The organism is Paenibacillus sp. FSL F4-0243, from assembly GCF_037963295.1.
In the GTDB taxonomy this organism is placed as follows: domain Bacteria; phylum Bacillota; class Bacilli; order Paenibacillales; family Paenibacillaceae; genus Paenibacillus_AQ.
Genome location: NZ_CP150151.1, coordinates 3,103,241 through 3,128,754, shown reverse-complemented (window position 1 = coordinate 3,128,754; position 25,514 = coordinate 3,103,241). Strand labels below are relative to the sequence as shown.

At 39.7% G+C, this 25,514-nt stretch carries 29 protein-coding genes; 4 read left to right on the top strand and 25 right to left on the bottom strand.

The window, feature by feature from the left end; all coding sequences use genetic code 11:
* Nucleotides 1–8: 8 nt before the first annotated feature.
* From NSS87_RS13900 to NSS87_RS13865, 8 genes are all read right to left on the bottom strand, one after another.
* Nucleotides 9–1,595 (bottom strand): response regulator, encoded by a 1,587-nt coding sequence (locus NSS87_RS13900; RefSeq protein ID WP_042187852.1) that lies wholly within the window; start codon nt 1,593–1,595, stop codon nt 9–11.
* Between the two features lie 168 nt (nt 1,596–1,763).
* A complete protein-coding gene (locus NSS87_RS13895; RefSeq protein ID WP_052404491.1) occupies nt 1,764–3,449 on the bottom strand; it encodes an extracellular solute-binding protein in 1,686 nt (561 codons plus the stop codon).
* Between the two features lie 72 nt (nt 3,450–3,521).
* Nucleotides 3,522–4,418, bottom strand: coding sequence for a carbohydrate ABC transporter permease (locus NSS87_RS13890; RefSeq protein ID WP_042127373.1), 897 nt, complete (start codon nt 4,416–4,418; stop codon nt 3,522–3,524).
* Nucleotides 4,419–4,447: 29 nt separating this feature from the next.
* Nucleotides 4,448–5,416 (bottom strand): ABC transporter permease subunit, encoded by a 969-nt coding sequence (locus NSS87_RS13885; protein ID WP_339247832.1) that lies wholly within the window; start codon nt 5,414–5,416, stop codon nt 4,448–4,450.
* Nucleotides 5,417–5,678: 262 nt separating this feature from the next.
* Nucleotides 5,679–6,899, bottom strand: a complete 1,221-nt coding sequence (locus NSS87_RS13880; protein WP_339247829.1) for an FAD-dependent oxidoreductase — start codon at nt 6,897–6,899, stop codon at nt 5,679–5,681.
* 82 nt (nt 6,900–6,981) lie between these two features.
* Nucleotides 6,982–7,542: a YeeE/YedE thiosulfate transporter family protein gene (locus NSS87_RS13875; RefSeq protein WP_232061338.1), complete on the bottom strand. Its 561-nt coding sequence runs from the start codon at nt 7,540–7,542 to the stop codon at nt 6,982–6,984.
* Between the two features lie 22 nt (nt 7,543–7,564).
* Nucleotides 7,565–7,792: a sulfurtransferase TusA family protein gene (locus NSS87_RS13870; protein ID WP_036678256.1), complete on the bottom strand. Its 228-nt coding sequence runs from the start codon at nt 7,790–7,792 to the stop codon at nt 7,565–7,567.
* Between the two features lie 65 nt (nt 7,793–7,857).
* Nucleotides 7,858–8,547, bottom strand: coding sequence for a YeeE/YedE thiosulfate transporter family protein (locus tag NSS87_RS13865; protein ID WP_042187846.1), 690 nt, complete (start codon nt 8,545–8,547; stop codon nt 7,858–7,860).
* A 174-nt stretch (nt 8,548–8,721) separates the two neighbouring features.
* On the opposite strand from NSS87_RS13865, the gene NSS87_RS13860 reads away from it, so the two are divergent.
* Complete coding sequence (locus NSS87_RS13860) at nt 8,722–9,606, top strand: LysR family transcriptional regulator (protein ID WP_339247826.1); 885 nt, start codon at nt 8,722–8,724, stop codon at nt 9,604–9,606.
* A gap of 2 nt (nt 9,607–9,608) precedes the next feature.
* Here NSS87_RS13860 and NSS87_RS13855 read toward each other — a convergent pair whose 3' ends face one another.
* From NSS87_RS13855 to NSS87_RS13805, 11 genes are all read right to left on the bottom strand, one after another.
* The gene (locus NSS87_RS13855) at nt 9,609–9,824 is read right to left on the bottom strand and encodes a sulfurtransferase TusA family protein (RefSeq protein ID WP_339247823.1); all 216 of its coding nucleotides are present in this window, start codon (nt 9,822–9,824) and stop codon (nt 9,609–9,611) included.
* 252 nt (nt 9,825–10,076) lie between these two features.
* Nucleotides 10,077–10,970: a PhzF family phenazine biosynthesis isomerase gene (locus NSS87_RS13850; protein WP_339247820.1), complete on the bottom strand. Its 894-nt coding sequence runs from the start codon at nt 10,968–10,970 to the stop codon at nt 10,077–10,079.
* A 43-nt stretch (nt 10,971–11,013) separates the two neighbouring features.
* Nucleotides 11,014–11,754, bottom strand: coding sequence for a DUF5071 domain-containing protein (locus tag NSS87_RS13845; protein WP_339247817.1), 741 nt, complete (start codon nt 11,752–11,754; stop codon nt 11,014–11,016).
* 157 nt (nt 11,755–11,911) lie between these two features.
* Nucleotides 11,912–12,349 carry an LPXTG cell wall anchor domain-containing protein gene (locus tag NSS87_RS13840; RefSeq protein ID WP_339247815.1) on the bottom strand — a complete coding sequence of 146 codons (438 nt, stop codon included), beginning with the start codon at nt 12,347–12,349 and terminating at the stop codon, nt 11,912–11,914.
* Between the two features lie 11 nt (nt 12,350–12,360).
* On the bottom strand, nt 12,361–13,077 hold the full coding sequence (locus NSS87_RS13835) for a hypothetical protein (protein WP_076286373.1): 717 nt from the start codon (nt 13,075–13,077) through the stop codon (nt 12,361–12,363).
* Nucleotides 13,078–13,099: 22 nt separating this feature from the next.
* Nucleotides 13,100–13,612, bottom strand: a complete 513-nt coding sequence (locus NSS87_RS13830) for a TlpA disulfide reductase family protein (protein ID WP_339247812.1) — start codon at nt 13,610–13,612, stop codon at nt 13,100–13,102.
* A 159-nt stretch (nt 13,613–13,771) separates the two neighbouring features.
* The gene (locus tag NSS87_RS13825) at nt 13,772–14,299 is read right to left on the bottom strand and encodes a ClbS/DfsB family four-helix bundle protein (RefSeq protein ID WP_339248560.1); all 528 of its coding nucleotides are present in this window, start codon (nt 14,297–14,299) and stop codon (nt 13,772–13,774) included.
* A 69-nt stretch (nt 14,300–14,368) separates the two neighbouring features.
* The gene (locus NSS87_RS13820; protein ID WP_339247809.1) at nt 14,369–15,226 is read right to left on the bottom strand and encodes a S66 peptidase family protein; all 858 of its coding nucleotides are present in this window, start codon (nt 15,224–15,226) and stop codon (nt 14,369–14,371) included.
* Nucleotides 15,227–15,246: 20 nt separating this feature from the next.
* Nucleotides 15,247–15,882 carry a pyridoxamine 5'-phosphate oxidase family protein gene (locus tag NSS87_RS13815; RefSeq protein WP_339247807.1) on the bottom strand — a complete coding sequence of 212 codons (636 nt, stop codon included), beginning with the start codon at nt 15,880–15,882 and terminating at the stop codon, nt 15,247–15,249.
* 11 nt (nt 15,883–15,893) lie between these two features.
* Entirely contained in the window at nt 15,894–16,655 is a 762-nt protein-coding gene (locus tag NSS87_RS13810; RefSeq protein ID WP_339247804.1) for a class I SAM-dependent methyltransferase, read from the bottom strand.
* A complete protein-coding gene (locus NSS87_RS13805) occupies nt 16,652–17,638 on the bottom strand; it encodes a phosphotransferase (RefSeq protein WP_339247802.1) in 987 nt (328 codons plus the stop codon). The genes NSS87_RS13810 and NSS87_RS13805 overlap by 4 nt, the downstream gene beginning before the upstream one ends.
* Nucleotides 17,639–17,785: 147 nt before the next feature.
* Here NSS87_RS13805 and NSS87_RS13800 point away from each other — a divergent pair, with 147 nt between their 5' ends.
* Nucleotides 17,786–18,280, top strand: coding sequence for a hypothetical protein (locus tag NSS87_RS13800; protein WP_339247799.1), 495 nt, complete (start codon nt 17,786–17,788; stop codon nt 18,278–18,280).
* 97 nt (nt 18,281–18,377) lie between these two features.
* The gene (locus tag NSS87_RS13795) at nt 18,378–19,136 is read left to right on the top strand and encodes a hypothetical protein (RefSeq protein WP_339247797.1); all 759 of its coding nucleotides are present in this window, start codon (nt 18,378–18,380) and stop codon (nt 19,134–19,136) included.
* A 71-nt stretch (nt 19,137–19,207) separates the two neighbouring features.
* Here the strand turns inward: NSS87_RS13795 and NSS87_RS13790 are convergent, their stop codons facing one another.
* From NSS87_RS13790 to NSS87_RS13775, 4 genes are all read right to left on the bottom strand, one after another.
* Nucleotides 19,208–19,681, bottom strand: coding sequence for a GNAT family N-acetyltransferase (locus tag NSS87_RS13790; protein WP_339247794.1), 474 nt, complete (start codon nt 19,679–19,681; stop codon nt 19,208–19,210).
* Between the two features lie 24 nt (nt 19,682–19,705).
* Complete coding sequence (locus NSS87_RS13785) at nt 19,706–20,401, bottom strand: HAD-IA family hydrolase (RefSeq protein ID WP_339247792.1); 696 nt, start codon at nt 20,399–20,401, stop codon at nt 19,706–19,708.
* Nucleotides 20,402–20,479: 78 nt separating this feature from the next.
* Nucleotides 20,480–21,526, bottom strand: coding sequence for a Gfo/Idh/MocA family oxidoreductase (locus NSS87_RS13780; RefSeq protein WP_339248557.1), 1,047 nt, complete (start codon nt 21,524–21,526; stop codon nt 20,480–20,482).
* Nucleotides 21,527–21,544: 18 nt separating this feature from the next.
* Nucleotides 21,545–22,432: a sugar phosphate isomerase/epimerase gene (locus NSS87_RS13775; RefSeq protein ID WP_042127341.1), complete on the bottom strand. Its 888-nt coding sequence runs from the start codon at nt 22,430–22,432 to the stop codon at nt 21,545–21,547.
* A gap of 123 nt (nt 22,433–22,555) precedes the next feature.
* Between NSS87_RS13775 and NSS87_RS13770 the strand changes: the two genes are divergently transcribed.
* Nucleotides 22,556–23,440 (top strand): AraC family transcriptional regulator, encoded by an 885-nt coding sequence (locus NSS87_RS13770; RefSeq protein WP_042187825.1) that lies wholly within the window; start codon nt 22,556–22,558, stop codon nt 23,438–23,440.
* Between the two features lie 64 nt (nt 23,441–23,504).
* On the opposite strand, the gene NSS87_RS13765 is transcribed toward NSS87_RS13770, so the two are convergent.
* Both NSS87_RS13765 and NSS87_RS13760 read right to left on the bottom strand, forming a co-directional pair.
* Nucleotides 23,505–24,332, bottom strand: coding sequence for a hypothetical protein (locus tag NSS87_RS13765; protein ID WP_339247789.1), 828 nt, complete (start codon nt 24,330–24,332; stop codon nt 23,505–23,507).
* A 75-nt stretch (nt 24,333–24,407) separates the two neighbouring features.
* Nucleotides 24,408–25,511 carry a Gfo/Idh/MocA family oxidoreductase gene (locus NSS87_RS13760; protein ID WP_339247787.1) on the bottom strand — a complete coding sequence of 368 codons (1,104 nt, stop codon included), beginning with the start codon at nt 25,509–25,511 and terminating at the stop codon, nt 24,408–24,410.
* Nucleotides 25,512–25,514: the final 3 nt, after the last annotated feature.

The following is a 25,514-nucleotide window of genomic DNA, read 5'->3' as shown; positions in this document are numbered from 1 at the left end:
ATCCCCCATCACTTGTCGCGCTTACGATACTCCATAGGTGTCATACCATAAGCCTCTTTGAACTGTCTGCTGAAATAAGGGAGATACCGATAGCCTACCTTGCTAGCGATTTCATAGATTTTGCAGGTCGGATCTTTTAAAAGCTTGCCTGCTTGATCCATTCGAAGCTGTGTAAGTACTTCACTGAACGTTTTCCCAGTTTCCTCTTTGAATAGATAGCCCAAATAGTTAGGGGAGAAAGAGAACTGCTGCGCAATATCTTTAAGCGTAAAGTTATCGCTCATTCTGTCCTGCATCGTTTGGATGATTTCTCTAATCAATTTATGGTTCACTGAATCTGATTTACTACGCAGGTACTCAGAGATCTCAAACGTTTTGAGTACGAGCCACGAGCGAATATCACTGATCGTATCGAATTGGTGTAAAACATCTAAACTATGTATCTCCATACCTAAAATTTCAAATAAATCCTCACTAACATCCTTTAACTGCTGATCCAGCTTCCAAATGATATACATTGCCAGATTATGAATAGTGAATTTGGATCTCAAACTACTTACAGAGCGGAATAACTTGTCGATCTCATCATAAATAAGAACTAGCTCATACTCTTTCACCGCTTTAAACAGCGTATCCATACGGGTATCTAACATACGAGCATCGATCATCCCTGGTTCACTGCTAACGGTCTCATACATTATAAGATTGCCTTTGCCAATAAACATTTTTCCGTCCACAGCTTCCATAGCTTGTCGATAGGAGATATGAATCTGTTCCATAGAAAATGTTGGTTTGCCTACACCTACAGTCATTGTGACTGGAAACTTCGCACGAATCGAGGCGTAAATATCCTCAGTGAACTTTTCCATTTCCTGCTCGTTAATCAATAATGCAATCCGATAGGACGATACCTTGTAGCAATGTGGCATTCCGTGCTTCTGACCTATTCTATTCACTTCATAAAGGAAGTCCTTAGCCATTTGATGTTTAGATAGATTATCCTGTCCTTGAAGCCAGTTGAAGTAGTCAAGCTCCAAGACAGCTACACGAACAGGCCAATTCAGCTTATCCAGACCGTATGACTTCACAAGCGACAACATTCCGGCCTGGCTACCCTCTTCCCCTTCCCATTCCCCTTCGAATAAGCGTATCAACAAATCATTTTTGGCCATTGGAATCATATGCTGATAGGCTTCTTCAACATCACGTCGTTTACGTTCATCGTCTAAATCCTGCCTTACTTTCTGAAGTGCAGCAATGAGTTCGCTATCATCCATTGGCTTAAGGACGTAGCTATACGCCTTTAGTGACAGTGCTTGCTTAACATAGCTAAAATCTTGGTAACCGCTTACAAATATCACGCGTATATCCTTTTTTTTCTCTATAGCAATTCGAGCCAGCTCAAGGCCCGACATATTCGGCATATTCACATCGCTTACGATAATATCAATAACATGCTGATCTAAAATATCGCACGCGGTAAACGCGTTATTTGCTGCCTCTACAACTTCCATACCAAGCTCATTCCAAGGAATAAATTGTCTCATACCTTCTAGATCCAGCATCTCATCGTCTACTAATAATACGTTGTACATCAACAAGTCCCCCTTTGAAATGCATAAATCTGTCCCTGTAAATTCTACCATTACTCTTTCCCAGTATACCATTCATAAATTTGTCTACCAGCCTATAAACAATGAGTCATCGGAATACAACGTAAAAACGAAGGCTTGCCTAGTAGCAAACCTTCGTATTACTAATTATTATTTTCCTAAAGCTTTCTTGTTTTCTGTCCATACTTTTGTAACATAATCAAGGAATTTCTCATAACCAACCTTCATGGAATCATCATGTGCTTTGTCAAGAATGGCTAATGCTTCTGCATCGGTCTTCGCATACATTGATTTCGCTCTAGCAGTTAGCCAGATATCTCTAACGCTTTGTCTGATAATACCTTCTTCACTGTCTGGAGCCGGATCCCAGTTTAGGAACTCCGTAAAGTCGCCTTGTGAAGCCCACGTTACTTCCATCTGCCAACGGTTACTAAAGTCGATCTTATCAGCTGGAAGGGTTTGCAACATCATTTTCTTCGTATTATCCAAGAAAACCGTGTTTCCTACCCAAACCAAGTCACCAGCCTTACCGCTGATTTCAGACAATGCTTCTGGCTCATTTAGATATTTATCTTTATTAAATTTAGGAGTAAGTCCATCTGCTTCAAAGCCATCCCAGTAAGCGTCTGGTCCTGGAGGGCCCCAGTTCAGAACCATAGAACCTTCTGCACCTGTCATCCAATCAAGCATTGCGAATACAGCTTCTGGATTTTTAGCGTTTTTAGTGATTGTAGCCACGTTCCAGCCTAACTGATTGTACGTTCCCGGAGTGATTTTACTTTGATCTAAGCCCGGTTTGTAGATTGGTTTAATAAACATATAACCATCTTCCGGATTTTTCTTCTTCATCTCTTCATCAGCAGTAGCGAGCAACTTCATCGGATCGAATGTCGCAATCACAGCGAACTTGCCGTTCATCGCTTTCTCTCTGATTTGGTCTTCTGTTTGGGTATTCGCATCCTGTGTCATAAGCTTCTCACGCATTAATTTAGCACCAAAGACAACGGACTCACGGAACCCTTCATCTTTGTAAATGGAAGCCATTTTGTCGCCATCAGGTACAGCATATATTCTAGTATACGAAAGGTTATTCTCTTTAAAAGAGGAGAACAACTGGTCAATACCGTTACCATCTTTCGCTAAGCCAGTCTCAAACGGAATAACATCTGGGAACTTCGCTTTAACAGCATTTAAGTAAGCATACAAATCATCCGTAGTCTCTAGCTTAGGAGAACCGAGTTCTTTGTAAATTTTCTTATTGATCGCATAACCGGCATTACCGTTTGGCTGTGTTGTATAATAATTCGGCAGCTGATAGATTTTACCATCAGGAGAACGAAGCAATTCCAAATGTCCAGCTGTTAAGTACTTTTTAAAGTTTGGATATTTATCAATGTATTCATCCAAAGGAACTAGCATATCCGCTTGACGAAGACGCTCTACGTCAGCACCTTTCTCAGTCCATACAATATCCGGTAGCTCATTACCAACGATCATCGTTTGCAGCTTCTGAGCATTATTACCACCAGAGCTAATTCCAGTGACATTGATTTTCAAATTATCTAAAATCCATTTAGAAGCAGCATCTTTGCCCCATTTCGGCATTTGATACCAGCCGTAGTTTCCGTAGAATGATACTTCAAGCGGTTCTTTCCCTAACTCATACAAATCAGCCGCTGGAGCTTCAGTTGCTGTGTTAACCGCTGTTCCTCCTTCTTTCACTGGTTCAGCAGTTGCAGCTGGAGCGCTTGAATTGTTGCCACCACAACCCGCCACCACAGTCGACAATAGCAAGGTAGACAACGTTCCGAGAAGCATCTTTCTCTTAGTCTTCAATGTATTTTCCCCTTTCAATTTGTAATCTATGTTCAAAGCAATACGCTCTAAACCCCATCTCATTCTATCATCCTACTCTTTCAATGATCCGACCAAGACACCTTTAACGAAGAATCTTTGTAGGAATGGGTATACACATACAATCGGAATGGTTGCAACCATGATCGTAGCCATCGTTAATGACTTCGACGTTATTTTCTTGGCTGAGTTAATATGAGCAATGGAACTTGCATCTACATTAGACAGCTGTTCTGAAGCAATATTAGAGAACAATATCTGTCTCAAGATGGTCTGAATCGGCATTAACTCCTCTTTCGTAATGTAAATACTCGCTACGAACCACTCATTCCAGTGATTGACTGCTGTGAACAATGATAATGTTGCGATGACAGGCCCTGACAAGGGAAGTACGATTCGGAGAAAAGTTCCCCAGTATCCGCAGCCATCAATTTTTGCTGACTCCTCTAAACCTTGCGGAAGACCTTGGAAGAAGGTCCGGAATATGATCATATTCCATACGCTGACAAGTGCAGGAATAATAAACACCCAAAATGAGTTGAAGAGGCCTAAACTTCTGATAAGCATGTATGAAGGAATGAGTCCCCCACCGAAATACATTGTAATGATACACATAATCATGTAGTATTTGCGACCCATTAGTTCGCGCTTCGACATCCCATAAGCAAATATCGAAGTGGCCAATATCGCTGTTACTGTACCAATTACAGTCCGCAATGTTGCAATGACGAATCCACCCATTAAACGAGAATCTTCAAATACGATCTTATAATTCTCAAGCGTGAACTCACGGACCCAGAAAGTAATTCCGCCTTTGGAAGTATCCATCCCCTCATTAAAAGAAATCACAAGTGAATTCCAAAATGGATAAAACGCGGAGAATGCCAGTAAGGTCAAGAATACATATATGAATCCAATAAACAATCGGTCTCCTATGTTAGTACGTTTCATAATTCAGTCCCCCTATATTGAGTAATTCATTACCACAAGCTGTTTCCCGCTCTTCTGGCAATGAAATTTGCAAAGGTAAGTAATGTCACACTGATAACGGCCTTGAACAATCCGATAGCAGTCGCATAGGAGTACCTGAAGTTATCTATACCGACACGTACAACATATACATCAACTGAATCTGATACCTCTCGTAGAGCCGGATTGGAAGCAAGGATCAAAATATCTTCAAATCCTGCATTCACCAGATTACCGATTGCCAGAATCATAAAGATGATCACAACTGGCATAATGGAAGGCAACGTAATCAAATATATCTGTTTAAAGCGACTCGCACCATCCATCGAAGCAGCTTCGTATAAGTGCGGATCAATACCAGCAATGGCAGCTAAGTAAACGATTGAGGCAAATCCAATTTCCTTCCACACATTGGTTGTAACTAAAATGCCCCAGAAATATTCGGTCATAGACAGGAAGTTAATCGGTTCATCGATAAATCTCAATTTCTCAAGCAGCATATTTATACTGCCATTATCTACGGATAGCATCGAGGTAACCATCGAGCCGATAACCACCCAAGATAAGAAGTGAGGCAAGTATGTAACGGTCTGAATAACCCGTTTAAAGAACATCTTACGAACTTCGTTCAGCATTAACGCCAAAATAATCGGTGCAGGAAATCCAAAACAGAACTTCAGTAAGCTGATTATGATTGTATTTTTCATAACCACTTCAAATTCAGGAGCTTTAAAGAAGTAAATAAAGTGCTTTAATCCAACCCAATCACTGCTAATAAAACTATTACCTAACTTGTAATCTTGAAAAGCGATTAGAATACCGTACATGGGGATATAGGCAAAAATAAAAACTAAAACAAGTGCTGGCAATACCATAAGCTGCAGATCTATTTGCTTAAAAAAGCGTCTTATCCCGCTGGTCCGATGCTTGCCGAGATTCGGTCTTGATGTCTTGTCTGGTGCGACGCTTGCGTTCGCCATATGTAAGTCCTCCTAAACCTAGATTCTTATAAATAAAGCATCTTTCATGGCTTTCTCTCTTTTTGCAGCCTTGGTTCTCCTCTACTCTCCCTCCGTTGATTTGCTATCTTATGAATTAATCTTAATATCTAAGCGCTTTCAAAGGTATATGACAAAACAACTATTATTGATACTTTGACACTTTCTTGAAATAGCTCGTCCAATTAATAAAAGCATAATTAAAAAAAGCCCTATGCAGAGATATCTGCATAGGGCTTTTCCATCAATTCGTTAGAGCATTCAATATGTTATCACTTATCTTATCTGTAATTACCCTTTGGATCTTTCCATCATTTAGATAAACTATGGAAGGTACTGAATCTATTCCCAGCTTGGCAGCAAGTCCGGGTGACTTATATACATCTACCTTTGTGACCCTGATCTCAGTATGGGATTGTTCAAACGCCTCAATGAGTGGTAATAGCTCCCGACAAGAAGGATCAGTTGCATTCCATAAATAAACAACGGATGGTTTTCCTTGATTTAGAATTTGATGCTCATAGGTCTCACATTCAGAGATATACTTCTCTGCACCATACCCTGCAATGGCACCATCGCCAACAGCTGTAGCCACTTGCTTAAGGAACTTATCACATACATCGCCTGCTGCGAACACACCAGGTATATTTGTTTCCATTTTTTCATTGACTAGGACATATCCATTTCGATTCAACTCAACTACACCTGATAAAATTTCTGTGTTCGGGGTATATCCAATAAATAAGAAACATGAATCAACCTTTACGTTTTGCAGTTCATTAGATTTTAAATTTTTCAGGACGACAGAATTTAAGCGTTCTTCACCTTCGAAAGAACTTACCACCGTATTCCACATGAATTCCATCTTAGGGTTTTCCAGTGCTTGCGTTTTAGCAATTTCATTACAATCCATTTTCCCATGATCATGCATAACAGAAATGATTACTTTATCTGCAAACTTGGTCAGAAACATTCCTTCTTCAATAGCTGCATCACCACTGCCAACAACCATAACCGTCTTTCCCGTATTTGCTGCAGCGTCACAGGTTGCACAGAAGGAAATTCCTTTATCATATAAGAACATATCTTCATTTGCTGCCCCGGTAATTCTTGGTTTTCCCCCACTGGCTATAATAATGACCTTGCACTTATAACGAACCCGAAAGGTCTCCACTACCTTAATATCTTCCGCTACCGAAACAGATTTTACATCTGTCATTTTAAAATCCACACCAAATTTCTTAGCTTGTTTATGAAATAGTCCCATAAGGTCTGTACCGGTCGATCCTTCAGGAAAACCAGGATAATTTTCTATTTCATTAGTATAAGTGGCAAGACCACCTACCAGTGATTTTTCCAAGAGGAGAGTCTTTAATTTTGCACGTCCACAATAGATTCCCGCTGTTAAACCAGCAGCCCCGCCACCGATAATGACGACATCATACTGTTCTGTCTTCTTTTCCATTCCTTTTGTCCCTCCTGTGAGTCTGCGCCTTAATAAAATAGGCTGACTCTCGTCAGCGCTACAAGCTCAGACTATTTCACTTTTACATAAAGAATTTGGCTAATAATTTACTGCCTATAAATGCGCCAACCAGCAGGAACAATCCAAATATCCATCCTGAAAGCGATAAGGAAGCTATAGCCGTAAACAATGCACCAATATTACATCCATTAGCCAGTCTAGCTCCGTACCCCATGAGCAATCCGCCAAGTACCGCTGCTACAACCTGCTTTTTGGACTTAATTTTCTTAAGCTTGAACTCGGAAGCAAACAATGTCGCTGCTAATGCACCTAAGATAATCCCTACATTTCGAATGGACCCACCATCATTTAAAAATCCGGAAGATAATGTTTTTTGAGCTTTCTCCGTACTAAAGTAAGCCCAGTTATCTACATTTCCTCCTACCAGTCGATACGCCCAAGCTCCCCAGTCCGCGAAGGCGCTGGTTACTCCCCATCCTTTTGAGAAAACAGCCAGATGTGCTGTAGCGAACACAGCGAGAAGTACAGCTCCAGTTACATAAGTAAACGGTTCTTTGAGCAATTGCTTGTAAAAGCGGTTAGACGATATCTTCAACCAGAATTCATTCACCGTTTCATTCACCGTCCTTTCCTACTTAGCGATCCTATTTTACCTTCTCAATAACAACTTCCCACTCACCATCATCGACCTCTTCGATTTCCACATTATGTCCCTGTTTTCTCGCCCATTCTGGTACGTTTTTCATTGCGCAGCTATGATCAATAGCAACAACTAGAACGTCTCCAACATTTAGTTCAGTCATCTTCTTTTCTGTTCTCATTAACGGAACCGGACAAGCTTCTCCCATGCAATCAAGTGTAAATTCAGCCATTTTAAAAACCACCTTTATATTTTTTTGGAATAACAATAGTGAAAATATTCACGTAATAATCTAAACTAATCTGCGCTTCCCATCTTTTTCTCTTGCCATTTAACAGCTGCAATGTATAACAGAAGAATAATCAGGAACTGAACAACCAGTGCTCCAAGCCAACCAAAGACGTCTGGTAAAAATACAGTTGGTGCATCCTTTATAACGTTAGCTCTCCACCAACCCATATCATGTGATCCCCAAAGTGAACCAATGACAAAAAACACAAGTGAAAGCATCTGCATCGTGAATCCTTCACCTACACGCATCAATGTACCCGAAGCGCAGCCACCCGCGATAACCATGCCAATTCCGAATAATACAGCACCAATGATCAAAGCTAAGCTGATCTGACCCACATTGTCCATCCCAGGAATCGGTTTACCTTCCAGGAACGCTGGATACTTAATGGCTGTAAATCCGATCGTAGCGAGAGAAAATGCAATAAGAACCGCTCTTGTAACTGATGTGCTGCCTGTAATACAGGGATCTCTAAGTGATGCAGTAAAGCAGAAACGTGATCTTTGTAAAATAACGCCAAACGAAATACCGAAAAGCAGGTAGACAACCATTTTATCGTGGGAATGGTCTAGGAAAAAACCAAACCCAATAATGAGAGCTGTGACCAGCAACGCGATGGGCAACTGACTCTTTTTAGGTTTTCTAGGAGCTCTGGTTCGGGTTGATCTCGTTTCGGGACTTACGGTTTGCCCCATAGTCTAACACCTCCATCGTTTTTATGTAATCGACTATGTGAAAATAGTAACATACTTATTTGAGCTGTGGTTATCTGCTTTCTTTATGCTGTATAAGTGTTACTAATGGCACAGATGGAGCGTAATCATATATGCTATAGTGTGCACTAACAGCGGGCAACAGGAGGAATAAGTATGAATATGGAAACGCTTAAATTGTTTTTAGATATAGCTTCGTTAAAAAGTATATCTAAAGCCGCTCAGAAATCTCATATCACCCAATCCGCACTTAGTCAGCAGTTGAAATCATGGGAGAATACCCTAGGTTCTGAACTTTTTGTGAGAAGTAATAAAGGCGCTAGCCTAACCGAAGCAGGGATTATTGCGGAGAAGTACGTGGAGCAAATCTGTAAATTGTATGATGATATGATCACAGAAATCAATCATTTACAGCCAACACAACAAGAGCTGTCTATTTATGCGATTCCGGAGGTCTGTAATTATGCTCTCCCTTGTACCTTGTATGAGGTAAAAAAACATTTTCCCAATTGCCATATCACTTTAAATGAAGGGGCATCGTCCTTAGTAGAAGAACGTTTACTTCTTGAAGAAGGTGATATCGGGTTTATTTCCGGTCCCTCTCCAAAATCCGAATTAAGCTCACATATGGTATTTTCAGATCAAGTTATGTTGGTGGCAAGCAATACGACCGTTTGCCCTGTTAAAATCACATTGACTGAGCTCCCGAATTATCCTTTAATCTGGTCCTCACAGCTTCATTGTGTGCAAAGAGCTTTGAATGCCGTGTCAGTGGGCGAGCTTAAATTAAATATACTCTTTAATCTAGACTCTCTTGAGGCGGTAAAGCTTGCTGCCATTAGAGGACATGGTCTCGCCTTTCTCCCTTATATGTCCATAAAAAAAGAGTTGTATAGTAAACAACTCAAGATCATTCCTATTGATCAGTTCCAGGTCAATAACGATGTCTACATGATAAAGAAACAAAATCAGCGCTGTGACAACGATACGAAACAATTAGTTCGATATATTGAAAAGACTTTAATAGATACTTTGTGTTGAGCCTAAACCTCAATCGTAATTTCCCATACTCCATTAATCACTTCTTGAATGGAACATTTTAGATTTGAACCACGACAGTAATCCGTGATAGAAATTTTTGCGCAGCTATGATCAGTAACTAGCATTACCTTTTCACCCTTCTGAATGGCTTTTTGATGTTTTTTTAACATCATTACTGGTACTGGGCAGATTTCACCCAAACAATCAATTTCAATCATGAAGCTGCCTCCATTCCTTAGATCATTAAAGTTCTAATAATGACCCAGCATTATTTTCTTCACAAAAGGGGTTAAAGCAAGGTTGTTTAGTTGTTTGATTTCTATCCACTGTGCCCCATCAGAGTCTTGTCCGTCTCCATTAGTCTTAAGCTCAAAGTTCACATCTAATAATGAAACATCTTGCTTTCTTAATTAGTAATACTTTATCGTTCTTCACTAAGACTTCATACACTCCAAGATGAGTATATTTTATCATCTCCATAAATCTACAGCCCCCACAAATACCGCAGTTCCAGAAATAAACACATCCATTCTATCAGAATCTAATCGATACACTTCTACATTTACTTTCCCATCTCTACCGATTTCTTGTCCTTGTTCTACATCAAATTGGATCGAGTCCAAATGCGGATCAATATATTTTAAATAATAAGCCCCCATGACACCAGATGCTGTACCTGTTACTGGATCTTCAACGGTTCCTGAATAAGGAGATGAGAAATGTCTGGCATGCATTAAAGCTTGCGGATCAAGCGTTTGAAGTGAAAATGGGTGTATCGATGCTTTTGAAAGCTGCGTTAAAATCTCCGGAAACAACGAGTTTGTCGGTTTCATTTTATTAAAGCTATCTATACTCTTAATCGGGACTAATAGAGTCCATGCGCCAGTACAGCCATAAACAATAGGCAGATCCTCTTCTATCTCGTCAAGAGTTAAACCTATGGCGTGTGCAAGCTTCGCTCTATCGCCGTTAAATTCAATAAACTTCGGTTGATCTTGCTTCATTTTTATTAGTAAGTGATTATTGTTGTCCATACTGAATTGGATGGGTAGCACACCCACGTTTGTTTCGATCTTTATCGAGCTAGCCTCTCCAAGAATACCCTTTGTTTTTAAAGCAAATAAAGATGCCATTGTAGCATGTCCACAAAGATTGATCTCATGGCCTGGCGTAAAATACTTAAGCCTTAAATCAGCTACATCTGATGGGACTACAAAAACTGTTTCGTTAAATCCGACCTTATGAGCTATTGATTGCATATCACTTTCGCTTAAATGATCAGCTTCTAACACTACTCCCGCAGGATTCCCTTTGTTCGGATAGGGAGAAAACGCATCATAATGAAGCACCTTGATGTTGTTCACTGATAAGTCTCCTTTAAATTTATTTCAGTAAAGCTTGATAACATCATGAAGTGAGAAACTCAGCTGTAAAGATTTCTATTTCTCTTAAAACTTCTTGGCGCTTAGATATCGAATTACATATATAAAAACGTTCTTTATTGTGCTCATGAAACTGTTTAATTACATTAGGCTGCTGATTGAAGAATTCTTTATGAAGAGCTTCACAATCAATTTCAGGATGGGTATCATGAAGTTCCTTGAGTTCAAAAGCAATGACATCTTTTTTGCGCTGGATTATTTCACAGACCACATCTTTTGCATATATACCGTGAGTTAATAAGATTCTTAATGCCGAAAGATCATTGGCTTTTTCCTGTGAAATCTTAATTAATTCCGCTTGTATCTGTAGGATTTGTAGCGTATTCCAATGATCAATTAAATCATTAAAAATCCTGTACACCCATTCTTCATCATCACTGTGTTGATTTAGTACATCTTTTACATATGGAATCATCGGATCCCCTATTTCAAGTAAAAAAACAGCTATTTCCCCCGCACCTGGCCAATTTATATCTTGTATCCATTCAAGTAAACCCGGCAATATGCTTTTCACACGTGGATATCCTAAACGTATGACTGTTTCAGCCGCTCCATCCCAATAGTCTTTTGATATAGGTTGTACTAATAAATGCAAATCTTCATCCTTTATGTATTGTAGCTTATTAATTACATCTTCCTTTTCTTCTTCGGATAGATTCCATGATAACTTTTCGATTAAACTCGATATGTTTTCTATTACATCCACCTTCTCATCATCATTTCGTCATCATTGCAAGCTTCATGGATAACCTAATCGGTAGTGCAGCATTTCCCATCTGGTTCAAATCCTCCACCATAAATAAATCTTTAATCGAGTAATAAAAGGCAAAAGACCCTGTCACCCAAAGGCATAACGGATAACTCTATAGCACAGATTTCTTTCGTTTCATTATCCATATTATTAATAACACAATAATTAAAGACCCTAGTATAGAAATCCAGATCGTTTTACTTTCCAATTGACCATTGGCATATTGACCTTTATTAATGGCTTTGACAAATTCAGCTTTGTGGGTCTTAATGGCAATGATTTCTTTTGGATCGATATTCTTAATTGAATAATATGGCGTGCCCTTAGGGTAAATATTTGAAAAGTTGCCGCTATACGTTCCTTCGTGGTCTGAATATCGTGTTACTTGCCCTATCTTCTTGTCAATTTCATTCGATGGGATGAGATCGTTGTCGGATATTTCATAAATATCACCTGAGTAAACAACAAAAGAATAAGCCCAGTCCGCATTCATTGAGCGCATTGGCATTAAAGCAACAATGGCTAGAATTACAATAATGAACTTCTTCATTACAACCTCCTCTATCTACGAGATTCTATTGCTTTATACAGTTCATTAAATGCTCCACCTTTATTTAATCCTTCAATAAGTTCTGCTAAGCCAGATTTTCCTACGATCCCAAACCATCTAGTAACTTCTGAATGGGCGATCTCATAATTTTCTTTTACTTGTGAGGGTTCATAAAAAGCATCTCTACTACTTAAGTCATTAATATGATCTAAGCTTAAATTTTCATTTCTTATATATCTATGATCAACTAAGGTTGCTAACCCTTCATCAAACCATACAGGTACCTTGTCCTTATTCTTTAATCTCGTTCTTAATTCACTATGCAGCAGTTCATGAGCTATTACATCTTCATTAAATCCATCAGGACCAATAACGATGTAATGCCCCCAATATGTATAATAAGTCTGTCCCGTTCGATTCTTTTGAGCATACTTCTTCAGGGCTTGAGGAGATTGAACAAATAGCATTGTTGGAGTAGAATGTAATCCGTCAAAGATCTCTGAAATTCTTTCTTTCGATTGTTCGAGATCGTTTATAATCAAATACTCAATATTCTCAGAGATGTCAGGTTCTAGATAAACTTGTTCATCCTGTTCCTCCATACTAGAAAAGTCTACCATCATCGCATGAACGGGTTGAGGATTTAACATATAGCTAGCTATTAGTAACATTATAAAGATGGATAGGAATGCGGCGATGATGAATGTCTTTTTCCTTTTTTTGATCATACCAGTAGCTCCTTTTAGATTATCAAAAATACTCTATAAGAATATTTAACGAACTCTCAATAACCTCAAGATCAGATGAGCCTATAATTTGATCAAGCACTTCCCCTTCAGAATCTATCAAGTACAATGTAGGAAAACCTGGTTCCCCATAATGTTTATAGAAAGCTCCTGTTTCATCTAGAAGTACGGGATAATCAATTTTGTATTTCTTAACATACTGTTCAACTTCTGAAACATCATCACGATAAATTGGATTAATGCCGTAGATGTTCACTTTATCCTTATATTTTTTATACAAAGAAACAATCTTTGGAGCATCTTCATTACAATACGGACACCAAGAGGTGAAAAATACTAATACCGTTGGTTTTTCCGAAAATTTGATTTGTGTTACATCCGAATTTATTAGCTCCTTTAATTCAATGTTCTCTGGACTAACTGTGGGTTTAGTATTATTGTTTACCACGATATAAATGATAGTGCTTAATGCAATACATAATATAAGTGAACTGATTATTGTGATGCTTTTTCTCAAAAGATCCACCCTTTTCATCTTTTTTCGGGACTAGTATACATTCTCTTCCACTAATCCCATCTCCTCCACATAATGCTAATCTAAATTCCTTCTATGTATATGAAAAAAGCCTCTGCTTCAGAGATTTCTTCTCTTAGACAATGGCTTGGTCTGCGGTTATTAATTTGAGCTAATACAATTAAGCTTTTTCCATTTACGAATCTTCGAACGAAAAGTCTTGAACGGTGCAACGGAATTGATATGAATCCATTTGATCATAGGCCATCTCGGATTGTTTCCTGTCCATTTCCGCACGCCTTGCGTAAAAAGTTCTTCATCACTTAAAGAATCAATCCAGCTCTGCCACTGATGTTCTGTCTCTTGAAATAAAGATCTTAACTCGTCTAATGAGTAGGTGGCATATGTATGATAAAACGATTGATATAATCCGCCAAGCTGATTCCATTTATAATCTGGTGAAGGTGTAATAACGGTTATCCCTGCTTTTTCATCCTTATCCCATTTCATCACAAGATTCAACCAGCCCAATTGATAGGCAAGGATTTCTGCTGGAGTACGATCGACGCCTTCCATACGAGTGTCTTTTTGAGCATTCTCAATGCCCTCAAATTCAAGATCGAGAGATAGATAGGCAGTATGTATAGCATTTTTCAATACCTCTTTAGATGGGTAGTCGTGTGTGGACATCATAACTCTCTCTGACTCCTCTCTTATCAACATAAATCACCTTGAAAACCAATCATCCACCTTTAGCTCTTATAAAGTAATATTCTCACCCACAACAATACACTTACTGTCACTACCATGCCCGATCTCGTCCGTCTTCACGATAGGAATCCCGCTGATTTCCTTCAAGTACGCTTCTACGATTGAAAATTCATTATAGCTCTCAAGCTCAGTAAACGACCCAAGAATCACTCCAGCACATTTATCAAAAGTTCTAGCTTGCTGAAGCTGAGCAAATAAGGAGACGATTTTGTTAGCTCTGCCACTTAAACTCTCTAAGAATAAAATCTTGTTCGAAGGGTCTGGAAAATAACTTGTTCCTGCCAGCTTCATAAAACATCGAATATTGCCGCCAATTACAATCCCACTCATCTGGTTCCCACGGACCCAATGAAAGTCGAAATCGTAAAGATCGTTATGTCCTTCGAAAAATGTTCGATAAAAAGCAGCTTGCTGCTCCGCCCCATCAGAAGATACGAGATTCATCAACTGATAGTGATAGGATTTCGAATTACTTTGTGTATGTAAAGCGTTCAAAATAACGGACAAGTCACTCATTCCGAAAAAAGGCTTCGGATGCAATCGAATATTATCGTAGTCGAGATATTCCAAGATCTGGTTCGCGGAATCCCCACCTGAAATATCAAAAATCGCAAGAATTTCATCATTATTAAATAGACGATTCAACTCCGTTGCTCTTTCCTTAGGATTGCCACTGAAATAACCATCTCTTCTAAACAAGGTGTTAGACATCGCTACCTCTAGACCAACCGAGTTCAGAATTCTAATTAATTCTTCTACTTTAGGCAGGTTTTCCACTCTCACACCATCAGAACAAGCGATAAGTCCTACTTTATTCCCTGGAGTGAGTTTTAAAGCTTTGCTCATCTTAGTTAATCCTTTCATTTCTAATATAACCGATTCTCATAGCTATCCTTTAATCCCTTTGATACATCCTCTTGAGAAATCCCAAGCTCTTTTGCATGTTCTGCTATGATAACCGAAGGTTTAGGCAGCTCTGCTTTCAATGGCCAATACGTATCATCCCATAGATGTGATCTTTTAAAAGCTTTAGCACAATGCATATAACACTCTTCCACTTCAACGGCAATGCCCAATTTCGGTAGTTTACCTTGAGCCTCCATATGAACCATTATTTCTTGATCTTTGATAATCCTTGCATGTCCATTTATTCTTAAGGTTTCTTCAAGACCGGGAATAATAAATATCAAACCCACTTTTGAATTTAAAAGGATGTTGCGCAAAGAATCAAACCGTCGATTACCAGGTCGCTCAGGAATCACTAAATGTTTGTCATCTAACACATATACAAAACCTACAGCATCCCCACGCGGAGATACATCACAATTGCCAGCTGAATCACTTGTTGCTATAAAGAGTAACGGTGATTTGGATATATAATCTCGGCAATGATGATCGATGAAGGTTATACTCTTGTTGTTAACCAATTCACTGGGATACCCATACATTGACCTTAGCTCTTCTTCAGAGTCTATAACTTCTTTGAAAATGTTATGGTTCATCTTTCTCCCCCCTACTTACGCAGTTTAAAAACCAAAAAATCGCTGCAGCGAAAATCCTCCTCAAAAGACGGATACTTCTCAAGCATTTCAGCAGAGGGCTTCGGTTCAATCATTTCTTCGATTTGAAAGCCAGCCCGTACAATCGTATTTACATAACTGGATAACGTCCTATGAAAAATCAGAAACTTTTCCTCTTGATCTATTGGGAAGTTCTGATTATAAGTGCCCTCGTAAAAATAATTATCTACTTTCCAATAAAGCTTCTCTCCAGTATCCGACTTCACCCACCCGCTACCAGGGGTTACAAAGCAAGGATGTGGAATTGAGAATATAAACGTCCCTCCATCGACTAACAACCGATACATTTCATGAATCGCCATCTCATAATCGGATAAATCATGAATCACCATGTTAGAAACGATGAGATCATAACTCTCCTTCTGGAGAAAGCTGAGATCTTCACAATTGCCATGATAGAAGTTTATCTTTAATTCCTCTGGTGATTTACTCTTGGCTATCGTTATCATGTTCTGCGAGTAATCAACGCCAGTGACTGAGGCACCTGCCCTAGCTAACATTCTGCTTAAATATCCTTCACCACAGCCTGCATCTAGCACCTTCTTATTTTCAACAGAACCCATGAGACTGAATAAAGCTGGATTCAAAAAAATTTCTCGATGGATATCCCCGTTTTCGCCGTACGAAGTTGAGATTAGTTCTGCGTATTTATCCCATCTTTTTATGGCTTCTTTACTGCCCAATTCATCATTCATTTGATCACCTCTAAATTTCTAAAATAATCCATTTTACTGTCGATAAATCCATTGTCAAAGTCAGCTGCACCAATAAGCTCACCTTCACTGAAACATAAAGCAAATAACCAAAGCTGTCTAAGCGCAACGAACATAGGAACAGCACTAATATCATTATCGCTGAGATTTCTTAAACTTTTATATCCATTTAAAAATGCTGCCCATAACCGTTCTACTTCATCTTTATCATGGCCACTATGAATCTCTCTTGCCAATCTAAACTCTGCGATATCATAGGCTCTCCATCCGTAACCACAAATATCGAAATCATAATGAGTTAATTTCCCTTCGTCCGTGAAAGTCACATTCGTATTCCCATGCAAATCGCCATGGCAGATGCCCCAGTCGAGCCCCGCTTCCAGATGTACTTCAATCTGTGCTTTTAATTGTATGGCCAGGTCATACAGGAATTGATAATCCTCTTGTCGATGGTTCATATGCTGTTTGATCGTATGAAGCGGTTTCTCAATTAAATGTTCAAAATCAAGCTTACCTCTTACATGTGCACTCTTAAAGTTGTCCGTAGCTGTGTGGATTTGTGCAACTGACTGACCAAATAAATAGCTGTCTTCTACCGCATGAATAGGCTTTTCATTTCCTACAGCAAAACTAAACATAACGCCATACTTCACACCCTCAGGCACCAAAAATTTATTAAATATGATCCCATCTTTTCGAGGAATAGGAATGGAGACGTTTACACCTTTTTCGTGCAAGTCGTTCAACAATTCTAATTCAAAATCAATATCCGATCTACTCCGTCTATCCGCACGATAAACACGAAAGATGTATTTTTCCAATGCCGTTTCTAAGATGTATGTATCGTTCATGCCTCTAAGAAAATACTGCAGCTGTACTGGTTCTGGAATCTCATAATGCTCTTTAATATGTAATAATAATGCGTCTGTTGCCAACAGTGAGTATGTAATAGGAAAAAAATTCAAGTGTATCCCATCCCTTTAGGTTTTTGATAGTAATATTTACACCATACCATATTTAGGGAGTTGAATCATTTTCTTCTTGAAGCTGTGAAACCAATGTATGGTAATATAAGTATAATAATACAGAATCAATTACATGGAGGTGTTCGAATGCGTAAATCACCATTGATCTTGAGTATGATTTTATTATCCCTAACGTTAATTATGGGCTGTAGTTCAGAAGTGGATGATGCCACTAAAGCCGCTGAGAAGTACAAAAATGTTGAATATACCATTAAGGTTTCTGATGATTTATTTTCTGAGGAATCCATTCTAGCCCGAAATGAAGAAATGAAACCGTACTTTACTGAATACTATACCGAAAAAGCTATAGGAAGCCGAATCACAACTATCCCTTTTCAAATCGCTAATAAACAAAAGCTTTCTTTAAAACCAGATAATCTAAAGTTCACCCTTTCCGAACAAAAGAAAAATATTGTTGAGTTAAAATATACTTGTGATCTTGTTTTGTTGGATAAGGATGACAAAGAAAGTAAACGTGTCCCTTTGGAGGGAATACTGACTATGTTTGATGTGGATGGTCAATGGTTAGTGCAAGGAGATCGTTTTGACTCGGAGGCTTTAATGAAATTGATTTATGACTAAACACCCTTCATATACCATATTATTACTGGAACATATTGTCTAACAATAGTAATATTAATTTCCAGTACATAGTAATATGATAAGGAGCTAATGAGTCATGAAACGAACTGCATGGATCATAGTAACATTACTTTTATTATTGGGGAGTATTCCAATTACTGCGTCAGCAAAAGAAGCAACTGCAAAATCATGGAAGACACTTTACTCTGAGTATATCAAGAAAACGTTAATGGATGCTACTAGAGATAGGTCTTATGACGGTGACTTCAATTATTTCACTTTAGTAGATTTGAACTTTGATGGTACTCCTGAACTTATACAGGGGTATTCTTTACGATTCATTCAGCCCATCAACATTGCTCTAACCGTCCAAAATGGAAAAGTCATTCCATTCAATTATCAAGGAAAACTGAAGGATATTTCAGAGGGTATATTTAATGTAGGTATGGGTGGATTTCTACCACGCGATGAAAATCGTGGCCTGCATCTCTATAAGAACAAAAAAGATGGAACATTACGTTATATCGCTTTTGTAGATGGCAGTGGTTCGTACAATTCTAATTTGCAGGTTTATGAGATTAGTATCCAAGGAACCAAATTTAATGACAAAGAGATATTCTTGGCCGACATTCCAGATCAAGAAAAAACGGATGATTTGCCAAGCTATTATGTAAATCAAAAAGAAGTGAATAAATCCGCCTATGATAAGGCGTATAAGCAATATTTTTCAAACTTGACGTTAGTACCAAGTAAAGTTATCACTGCAAACTATACAGACCTGTTTAATAATGAAGTTAACAAATTCGTTCCAAATGGAGTCGCTAATTTTATAAATCGTTATTCTTCATCCAAATAAAGCTTGTTGATTGATCCTCCTTCATTAGATAAAAAAAGCAGACTGCTCACCATAGCAATCTGCTTTTTTGATTAAATTAGCTTTTTACTCATCCGATAATTAACTAACAGCACTCCTTTTCGTTCTACATTTTGTTTCATCATAAGCTGGTATCCCTGTCGTTCAAAAAAGGGTCTAGCTGTAATACTTGCTTCGGTATCCATTTCATGAAGACCAAGCTCTCTCGCCTTCATTTCAAGCTTGTTCACGAGAGCAGAGGCTACGCCTTGGCCTTGGAAATCTTTGTGGACATAAAGACGATCCAAATGTCCTTCCAACGTCATATCCGAAAAGCCAACTATGTACCCGTTAATTTCGGCTACATAAGTAATATTTTGACGTAAAGAAGTGCTCCAAGCATCAAGTTTGAGGGTCTTTTCTTCTTTAGGTGCCCAAGCATCAAGCTGTTCTTGTGAATAATGTTGTTTGTTTACGAAATGAACTGTCTCATAGAACAATGAGATAAGCTGACTAATATCCGATTCTTGATAAGCTCTAATTTCCATTGTGTGTTCTCCTTGATCGCATTGCTACAACCCCACTACATCTTTAAGCTCCAGAAGAGAAGTAATCATATAGTTAGGCTTGAGGTCTTTAGGAACCTCTATATTCTGGCGATTGTAATAGCAGAAGTCAATGTCAGAATTCACAGCACCATGGTAATCATCTTGTAAAGAATCCCCAACGAACAGCACTTCATGATTGCTTAGCTGTAGATCTATTAAAGACATTTCAAAAATCCTTTTATCAGGTTTTCGGATGCCTACCTCATCAGAGATCATTATGGATTTGAATATTTCATAGATCTTACCGGCTTGCAGTCTTTTTCTTTGTGCCTCACTGATCCCATTGGTGATAATCCCCAGAGCATACTTATCTTTAAATGAAGTTAAGATCTGTTCCGCTCCTTCTTCAAAATAACAGGAATTGCAAAAATAATCCCAATAAGTATCTGACAGTTTGCTATGAAAAAGTTCCTCCTGTTTAAGAGTGTCTCTAAAAGAATACCTCAATACCTCTCCTATAGTCTTCATCTCACCACCACCCACAAAGTTCATCCAATGGCGAAAATTATGACCGGAAAACTCTCCATAAAATAAAGACCACGCCTCAATATCTTCTACGAAGAGATTATGATCGTTACAGGTTCTTTTCATCGCTTCGATTTCACAAGTACTATAATTTATTAATGTATTATCTAGATCAAATATAATGGCTTTGTACATAATATCCTCCCCGAATAATGTTCTTATCTATCATAACATGAACATTAAAGTTTGGATAAAATTAACAAAAGGTTTTGATCACTCTGAGGTACACATGAACTCTACTAGATCAATTTTCTGACCTGTTTTAGCACTTTCCAGCGCTCCAAATACCATTGCCATACTATACCGATTATCTCTACAATTCGTCTCTGCTGAACGCTCTTCTGCTAGGGACAGGAACATTTCCTCCAAACATCCTTGATGGAAGGTTTTGTCCATATCAACAGCTTCTCCATTTACACGCTCAACATCACGAATAAATCTATCACTCTGATCTCCTGCTACGACTACCTCTGCATATGGCATGTCATGACCATCCCAAATCGCAGTTCCTTTTTCCCCATTCAGACGCCAAGCTGCTTCCCAAGAGGTAGAGGCACCTTCTGCACACCAAGACCCCTGATAAGTAAATACAGATCCGTCCGACATCTCAAAGATACACACTGCCGACGCATTCCCCTTATACCATGATCCAGGAGGATTAAACTCCTGACAGTAAACGGAAATCGGATTGGCTCCACTAATAAATCGGGCCTGATCAAAGGTATGAATCGCCATATCCAGCAGCAGAGGACTTTCCATGACATCACGGAACCCTCCGAAATGAGCGCCGAGGAAAAAGCTAGAACTGATGTATCCTACTCTACCAATGGTGTCAGACTCGATTAAGTTGCGTAAAGAACGAATACGCGGATCATATCGGCGATTTTGCATCACAGCATGGGCATTTCCGGTTCTTTCTGAGATCTCAACAATCTTAGTGCACTCTTCCATAGTCTCGGCCAGTGGTTTCTCACTAAACACATTACATCCGAGTGCTAATGCAGTGCTAGAAATGCTGTAATGGCTTCCCGGAACTGTAACGTCAAACACAAGATTAGCTCCAGTCGCCTGAATCGCTTCTTTAATGTCAGTAAACGTTAGACAGGAAATCTCATGCTTTGCCGCCATCGCTTGTGCTGACTCCAATCGTATATCTACAAGAGCAACAATCTGAGTATCTGAACGTGATAAAGCGTATTCAATCCAGGCGTTAGCCATTCCTCCGCAACCTGCAACCGCTACACGGTACTGTGCTGTCATCATTCTCCCCCTCTACGGTTACAGCGGATTAGGTACAAAGCTACCGCCCCGGCATTGTTTTAAATAATTTAAAGCATGTACTTGTCCCATCATTTCCAGCTCATCCCGATAAACAGGATCATGCCAGCCTTCAATATCAATCGTACCTTTATAACCTGCCTGACGCAAAATAGAAATAACATCAGTCCAGTTCGTATCTCCAAAGCCGGGAGTACGGTGCCATACATAAGGATTGGGGCCATGAATTCCATATTCTTTTACGATATCCCAAGCGATGGTGGCATCCTTACCATGTACATGGAAGATCTTATCTGTCCATTTACGAAGCTGCGGAATCGGATCAATCAATTGGACCATCTGATGACATGGCTCCCATTCGAGTCCTATATTATCAGCAGGCACAGCATTGAACATCTTCTCCCAAGCTAATGGATTGTGAGCAATATTCCAGTCACCTGATCCCCAGTCTCCACCCATGGAACAGTTCTCGAAAGCAATTCGCAAACCGCGATCCGCTGCTCTTTTGGACAACTCTCCAAACACCTCGGTGAACTTCGGAATAGATTCATCAATGGATACCCCTGGTAACCTTCCTGTAAAACCTGATACCATATCCGTTCCGAACAAATGAGCATGATCAATCAGTCGCTCCCAGCTCGCGATTGCATCGGAATTATCACCAGTATTCGTCAAAGGATTGCCGAAGATCCCAACAGATGAGATCACGAAGTCATGTTCTGCTGCAAGCTCTTGCACACGCTTTCCAGTTTCCACGAGATCTGTTTCCCCTGTTGTTTGCCAGAAGGTTAAGCTAAAAGATTCAAATCCATGTCCTACAATTTGTGGAATCACTCTTACAGCGTCGCCGCCGCCTACTAATGTTCCAATTCGCATTGTATCCTTCATCTTGTGACCACTCCAATATTGGTTTATAGTAAGTGCTACAACCCGAGTATATACTGCTTCTGAGCTTAAAACTCTTATTATCTTGTGTTTATATAGTCGTATCTTGTGGGAGTTGAGTGATTTATGAGTTACCCTAATGATCTTAAAGAATATCCTCAATTAGAAGAAAAAACGTATCCATTCCGATTATTTTTTAATGAATGCAAGAACGCAAAGATCGGTCAGAATATCCTGTATTTACACTGGCACGAGCATTTCGAAATCATCATTATGCAAGAAGGCAGCGCCATTTTTCACATAGACAGCAAGCCCTATGAACTGCATGCCGGAGAGGTATTGTTTGTTCCCTCTGGAGGATTGCATGTTGGGTACAGTCTGCGGGATGATCATGTTCGTTTTATCTCTGTCGTATTCCATAGTTCTTTGTTTAAGGATTGGAAGCAGGATCCTCAGCATGAGCAGTTTGTAATCCCTTATTTAGAGAATCGTTATCAGCTGCCGGTCAAACCTGCAGAGCTTGTTCCGACCTGCTCCACATATTTTTCTCTTCTGGATACCATCGTTGATGAAGTACTGCAGAAGGGACCTGCTTTTCAACTGGTCATCAAGAATCAACTGCATTTACTCTTTGTGCTGCTCTCTCGCACCTTTCTACCTGAACAAGTATCCGGTAGAACGAATGAGCGGCACTCCTTTAATCGCGAACGTTTTAAGCCACTTCTAGAGTACATGGAGAATCATTTCGATGACAAAATGACCGTAGAAAGCGCCGCAAGATCCGTAAATCTAAATCCATATCATTTCTGCAAAACCTTTAAGAAGCTAACAGGTCGAACCTTCATCGATTATGTTAATCTTTGCCGAGTAAATGAAGCAGAGCGATTGCTGCTCGAGACCAATTTTACAGTGACTGAGATTGCAGGTAGAGTCGGCTGCGACAATCCCAATTATTTTACCAAGCTGTACAAGCAGTACAAAGGGATCACCCCTTCAGGGGTTCGAAAATAGGCGATTCTCTCTATTCACGAAAAATAGCACCGTTTGCCTCTCCCAAACGGTGCTGGCTATTGGATTATTCCGTAGCATTAAGCTGTAACCTCCGCACACTTGCAAGCGCGGGAAAAGATTCATCCACCATACCGGTACTCCATAGCTCAACCTGCTGGCCAACCTTCAAATCCTTAAAGCTAATCGATTCTCCAGCTTCATTAAACAATGTTGACTTCTGATTGAATGAGAACCAGTAAGAGGGATCTTCCATGCCAGGTTCAAGGATGAGAATCCGCTTCGCCTGTTTGGTATCGATATCTACGATTTGACCTATTACATGTGGTTCGCCTAGCTCTGAAATGTCGTAGGTCAACATATCCGGAGCGATCCATTTTTCTATCTCAAGTATGGCCGTGTCAGCATAATCAGATGGAATTGTGATCGTTACTTTATTACCAATCGTGTCCACACCGGAACCGTATAGATTAAGCTTCTGATAGAGTTCTTGTTTATGCAAAAGCTCTTGTGCAGCTAATAACTCTTGCATCGAATATTTAACATCATGGAGCTCATAAGTACCTGCCGCGAAAGTCTGAGCAAACCGCTGCTCAATCTGCGAGTTCAAACCCACTATATTGATATGAATCTTATTATCCTGTAGATAGATATCTCCGTTAGGAATCTTCTGAGCGGATAGGAAAGCTTTAATCGCTTCAGGATCACTGGAGTAAAGTACTTTTTCAGCTTTAGGATCTTCTATTCCAGCGCTCGCAGTAGGCAAGATATCTGGAGTTGCAGTAATTGCAGCAGCTGGAGCCGGCTCCTTATTCGATTGTTGATCTTCTGAACAACCAATTATGAAAAGAATAACAACTGAAATCCATATCCAGCCACCAAGCCTCTTACGCATCCTTGTCACTCCCTCACTCTTTATCTTCTCAAACGGAGATTGGAAGTGATAGGTTGCAGATTCAGAATGAATTCTCTAATCTAATGTGTAAGGAGCGAGTCCAATCGGAAGAGCTTCAGGACGGGTGCAGGTACTCTTCATTTCGTAGAATGAATGAGCATCTGAAGAATCATGGAATGCCCACATCGCTTCTAGTACATGATAAGCCAATTCTCCACTGGCACGGTGCTTTCTTCCCGTCCGAATGGCATAAGCCATATCCGCTGGACCAATCCCCCGTGTGTTCTGATCATATCCAGGTAGTAGCGGCTGTTCCGTCCAGTCATTCTCACCCATTAGGCGGTACTTCACTGGACCTCCAAAGTTATTTGGATCTGGAACCTGTATCGTTCCAAGTGTTCCATAGATTTCTATATGCGGCAGATTACTTCCGCCAAAGATATCAAAGCTTGTAATCAACGTTGCAATGGCACCCTTCTCAAATCTTAATGTTCCGGCAACGTGAGTTGGAATTTGAACAGGAATTTTATTACCCGATTTCTTCTCACTTGTAATCGTACGTTCTTCTAGTGCTTTTCCAGTCATCCCGCTAACCGTACGAATTGGACCCAATAACTGCACCAATGCAGTCAAATAGTATGGTCCCATATCGAACATTGGACCTCCTCCAGCAGCATAGTAGAATTCAGGATCTGGATGCCAATGTTCATGTCCACGACCCATCATAAACGAGGTGGCTGCAACGGGCTGACCAATTACACCCTCATCGATCAGGTTCAATACGGTTTGGATGCCCGATCCAAAGAATGTTTCCGGTGCGCTGCCTACTAGTACGCCCTTTTCTCGAGCCGCTGACAGAACTTGGCGTCCTTCTTCTCTCGTCACAGCAAGTGGCTTCTCAACATACACATGTTTACCCGCTTCGATAGCTTTCAGGCATACATCCGCATGAACAGCTGGAATCGTCAGGTTGATAACGATCTCTATCTCTGGATCATTCAGTAATTGCTCTGTGGTGTAAACGCTTGGAATATTGTATTTATCGGCTTGTTCCTTCGCTCTCTCCAAGTCCAAGTCCGCACATGCAACTAGATCAAGAATCTCGAACTTCTGACAGTTCTCCATATATATGCTACTGATTTTACCGCATCCGATAATTCCTACTTTGACTTTATCCATTCG

Bases quoted from the DNA above. Each gene is read 5' to 3' on its own strand.
- NSS87_RS13795 (WP_339247797.1), top strand. From the start codon at position 18,378: ATGAAACGAACTGCATGGATCATAGTAACATTACTTTTATTATTGGGG.
- NSS87_RS13865 (WP_042187846.1), bottom strand. From the start codon at position 8,547: ATGGGGCAAACCGTAAGTCCCGAAACGAGATCAACCCGAACCAGAGCT.
- NSS87_RS13885 (WP_339247832.1), bottom strand. From the start codon at position 5,416: ATGGCGAACGCAAGCGTCGCACCAGACAAGACATCAAGACCGAATCTC.
- NSS87_RS13765 (WP_339247789.1), bottom strand. From the start codon at position 24,332: ATGCGTAAGAGGCTTGGTGGCTGGATATGGATTTCAGTTGTTATTCTT.
- NSS87_RS13870 (WP_036678256.1), bottom strand. From the start codon at position 7,792: ATGGCTGAATTTACACTTGATTGCATGGGAGAAGCTTGTCCGGTTCCG.
- NSS87_RS13835 (WP_076286373.1), bottom strand. From the start codon at position 13,077: ATGATCAAAAAAAGGAAAAAGACATTCATCATCGCCGCATTCCTATCC.
- NSS87_RS13900 (WP_042187852.1), bottom strand. From the start codon at position 1,595: ATGTACAACGTATTATTAGTAGACGATGAGATGCTGGATCTAGAAGGT.
- NSS87_RS13790 (WP_339247794.1), bottom strand. From the start codon at position 19,681: ATGGAAATTAGAGCTTATCAAGAATCGGATATTAGTCAGCTTATCTCA.
- NSS87_RS13800 (WP_339247799.1), top strand. From the start codon at position 17,786: ATGCGTAAATCACCATTGATCTTGAGTATGATTTTATTATCCCTAACG.
- NSS87_RS13780 (WP_339248557.1), bottom strand. From the start codon at position 21,526: ATGACAGCACAGTACCGTGTAGCGGTTGCAGGTTGCGGAGGAATGGCT.
- NSS87_RS13760 (WP_339247787.1), bottom strand. From the start codon at position 25,511: ATGGATAAAGTCAAAGTAGGAATTATCGGATGCGGTAAAATCAGTAGC.
- NSS87_RS13775 (WP_042127341.1), bottom strand. From the start codon at position 22,432: ATGAAGGATACAATGCGAATTGGAACATTAGTAGGCGGCGGCGACGCT.
- NSS87_RS13810 (WP_339247804.1), bottom strand. From the start codon at position 16,655: ATGAATGATGAATTGGGCAGTAAAGAAGCCATAAAAAGATGGGATAAA.
- NSS87_RS13840 (WP_339247815.1), bottom strand. From the start codon at position 12,349: ATGAAGAAGTTCATTATTGTAATTCTAGCCATTGTTGCTTTAATGCCA.
- NSS87_RS13890 (WP_042127373.1), bottom strand. From the start codon at position 4,418: ATGAAACGTACTAACATAGGAGACCGATTGTTTATTGGATTCATATAT.
- NSS87_RS13880 (WP_339247829.1), bottom strand. From the start codon at position 6,899: ATGGAAAAGAAGACAGAACAGTATGATGTCGTCATTATCGGTGGCGGG.
- NSS87_RS13825 (WP_339248560.1), bottom strand. From the start codon at position 14,299: ATGTCCACACACGACTACCCATCTAAAGAGGTATTGAAAAATGCTATA.
- NSS87_RS13815 (WP_339247807.1), bottom strand. From the start codon at position 15,882: ATGAACCATAACATTTTCAAAGAAGTTATAGACTCTGAAGAAGAGCTA.
- NSS87_RS13785 (WP_339247792.1), bottom strand. From the start codon at position 20,401: ATGTACAAAGCCATTATATTTGATCTAGATAATACATTAATAAATTAT.
- NSS87_RS13860 (WP_339247826.1), top strand. From the start codon at position 8,722: ATGAATATGGAAACGCTTAAATTGTTTTTAGATATAGCTTCGTTAAAA.
- NSS87_RS13855 (WP_339247823.1), bottom strand. From the start codon at position 9,824: ATGATTGAAATTGATTGTTTGGGTGAAATCTGCCCAGTACCAGTAATG.
- NSS87_RS13820 (WP_339247809.1), bottom strand. From the start codon at position 15,226: ATGAGCAAAGCTTTAAAACTCACTCCAGGGAATAAAGTAGGACTTATC.
- NSS87_RS13770 (WP_042187825.1), top strand. From the start codon at position 22,556: ATGAGTTACCCTAATGATCTTAAAGAATATCCTCAATTAGAAGAAAAA.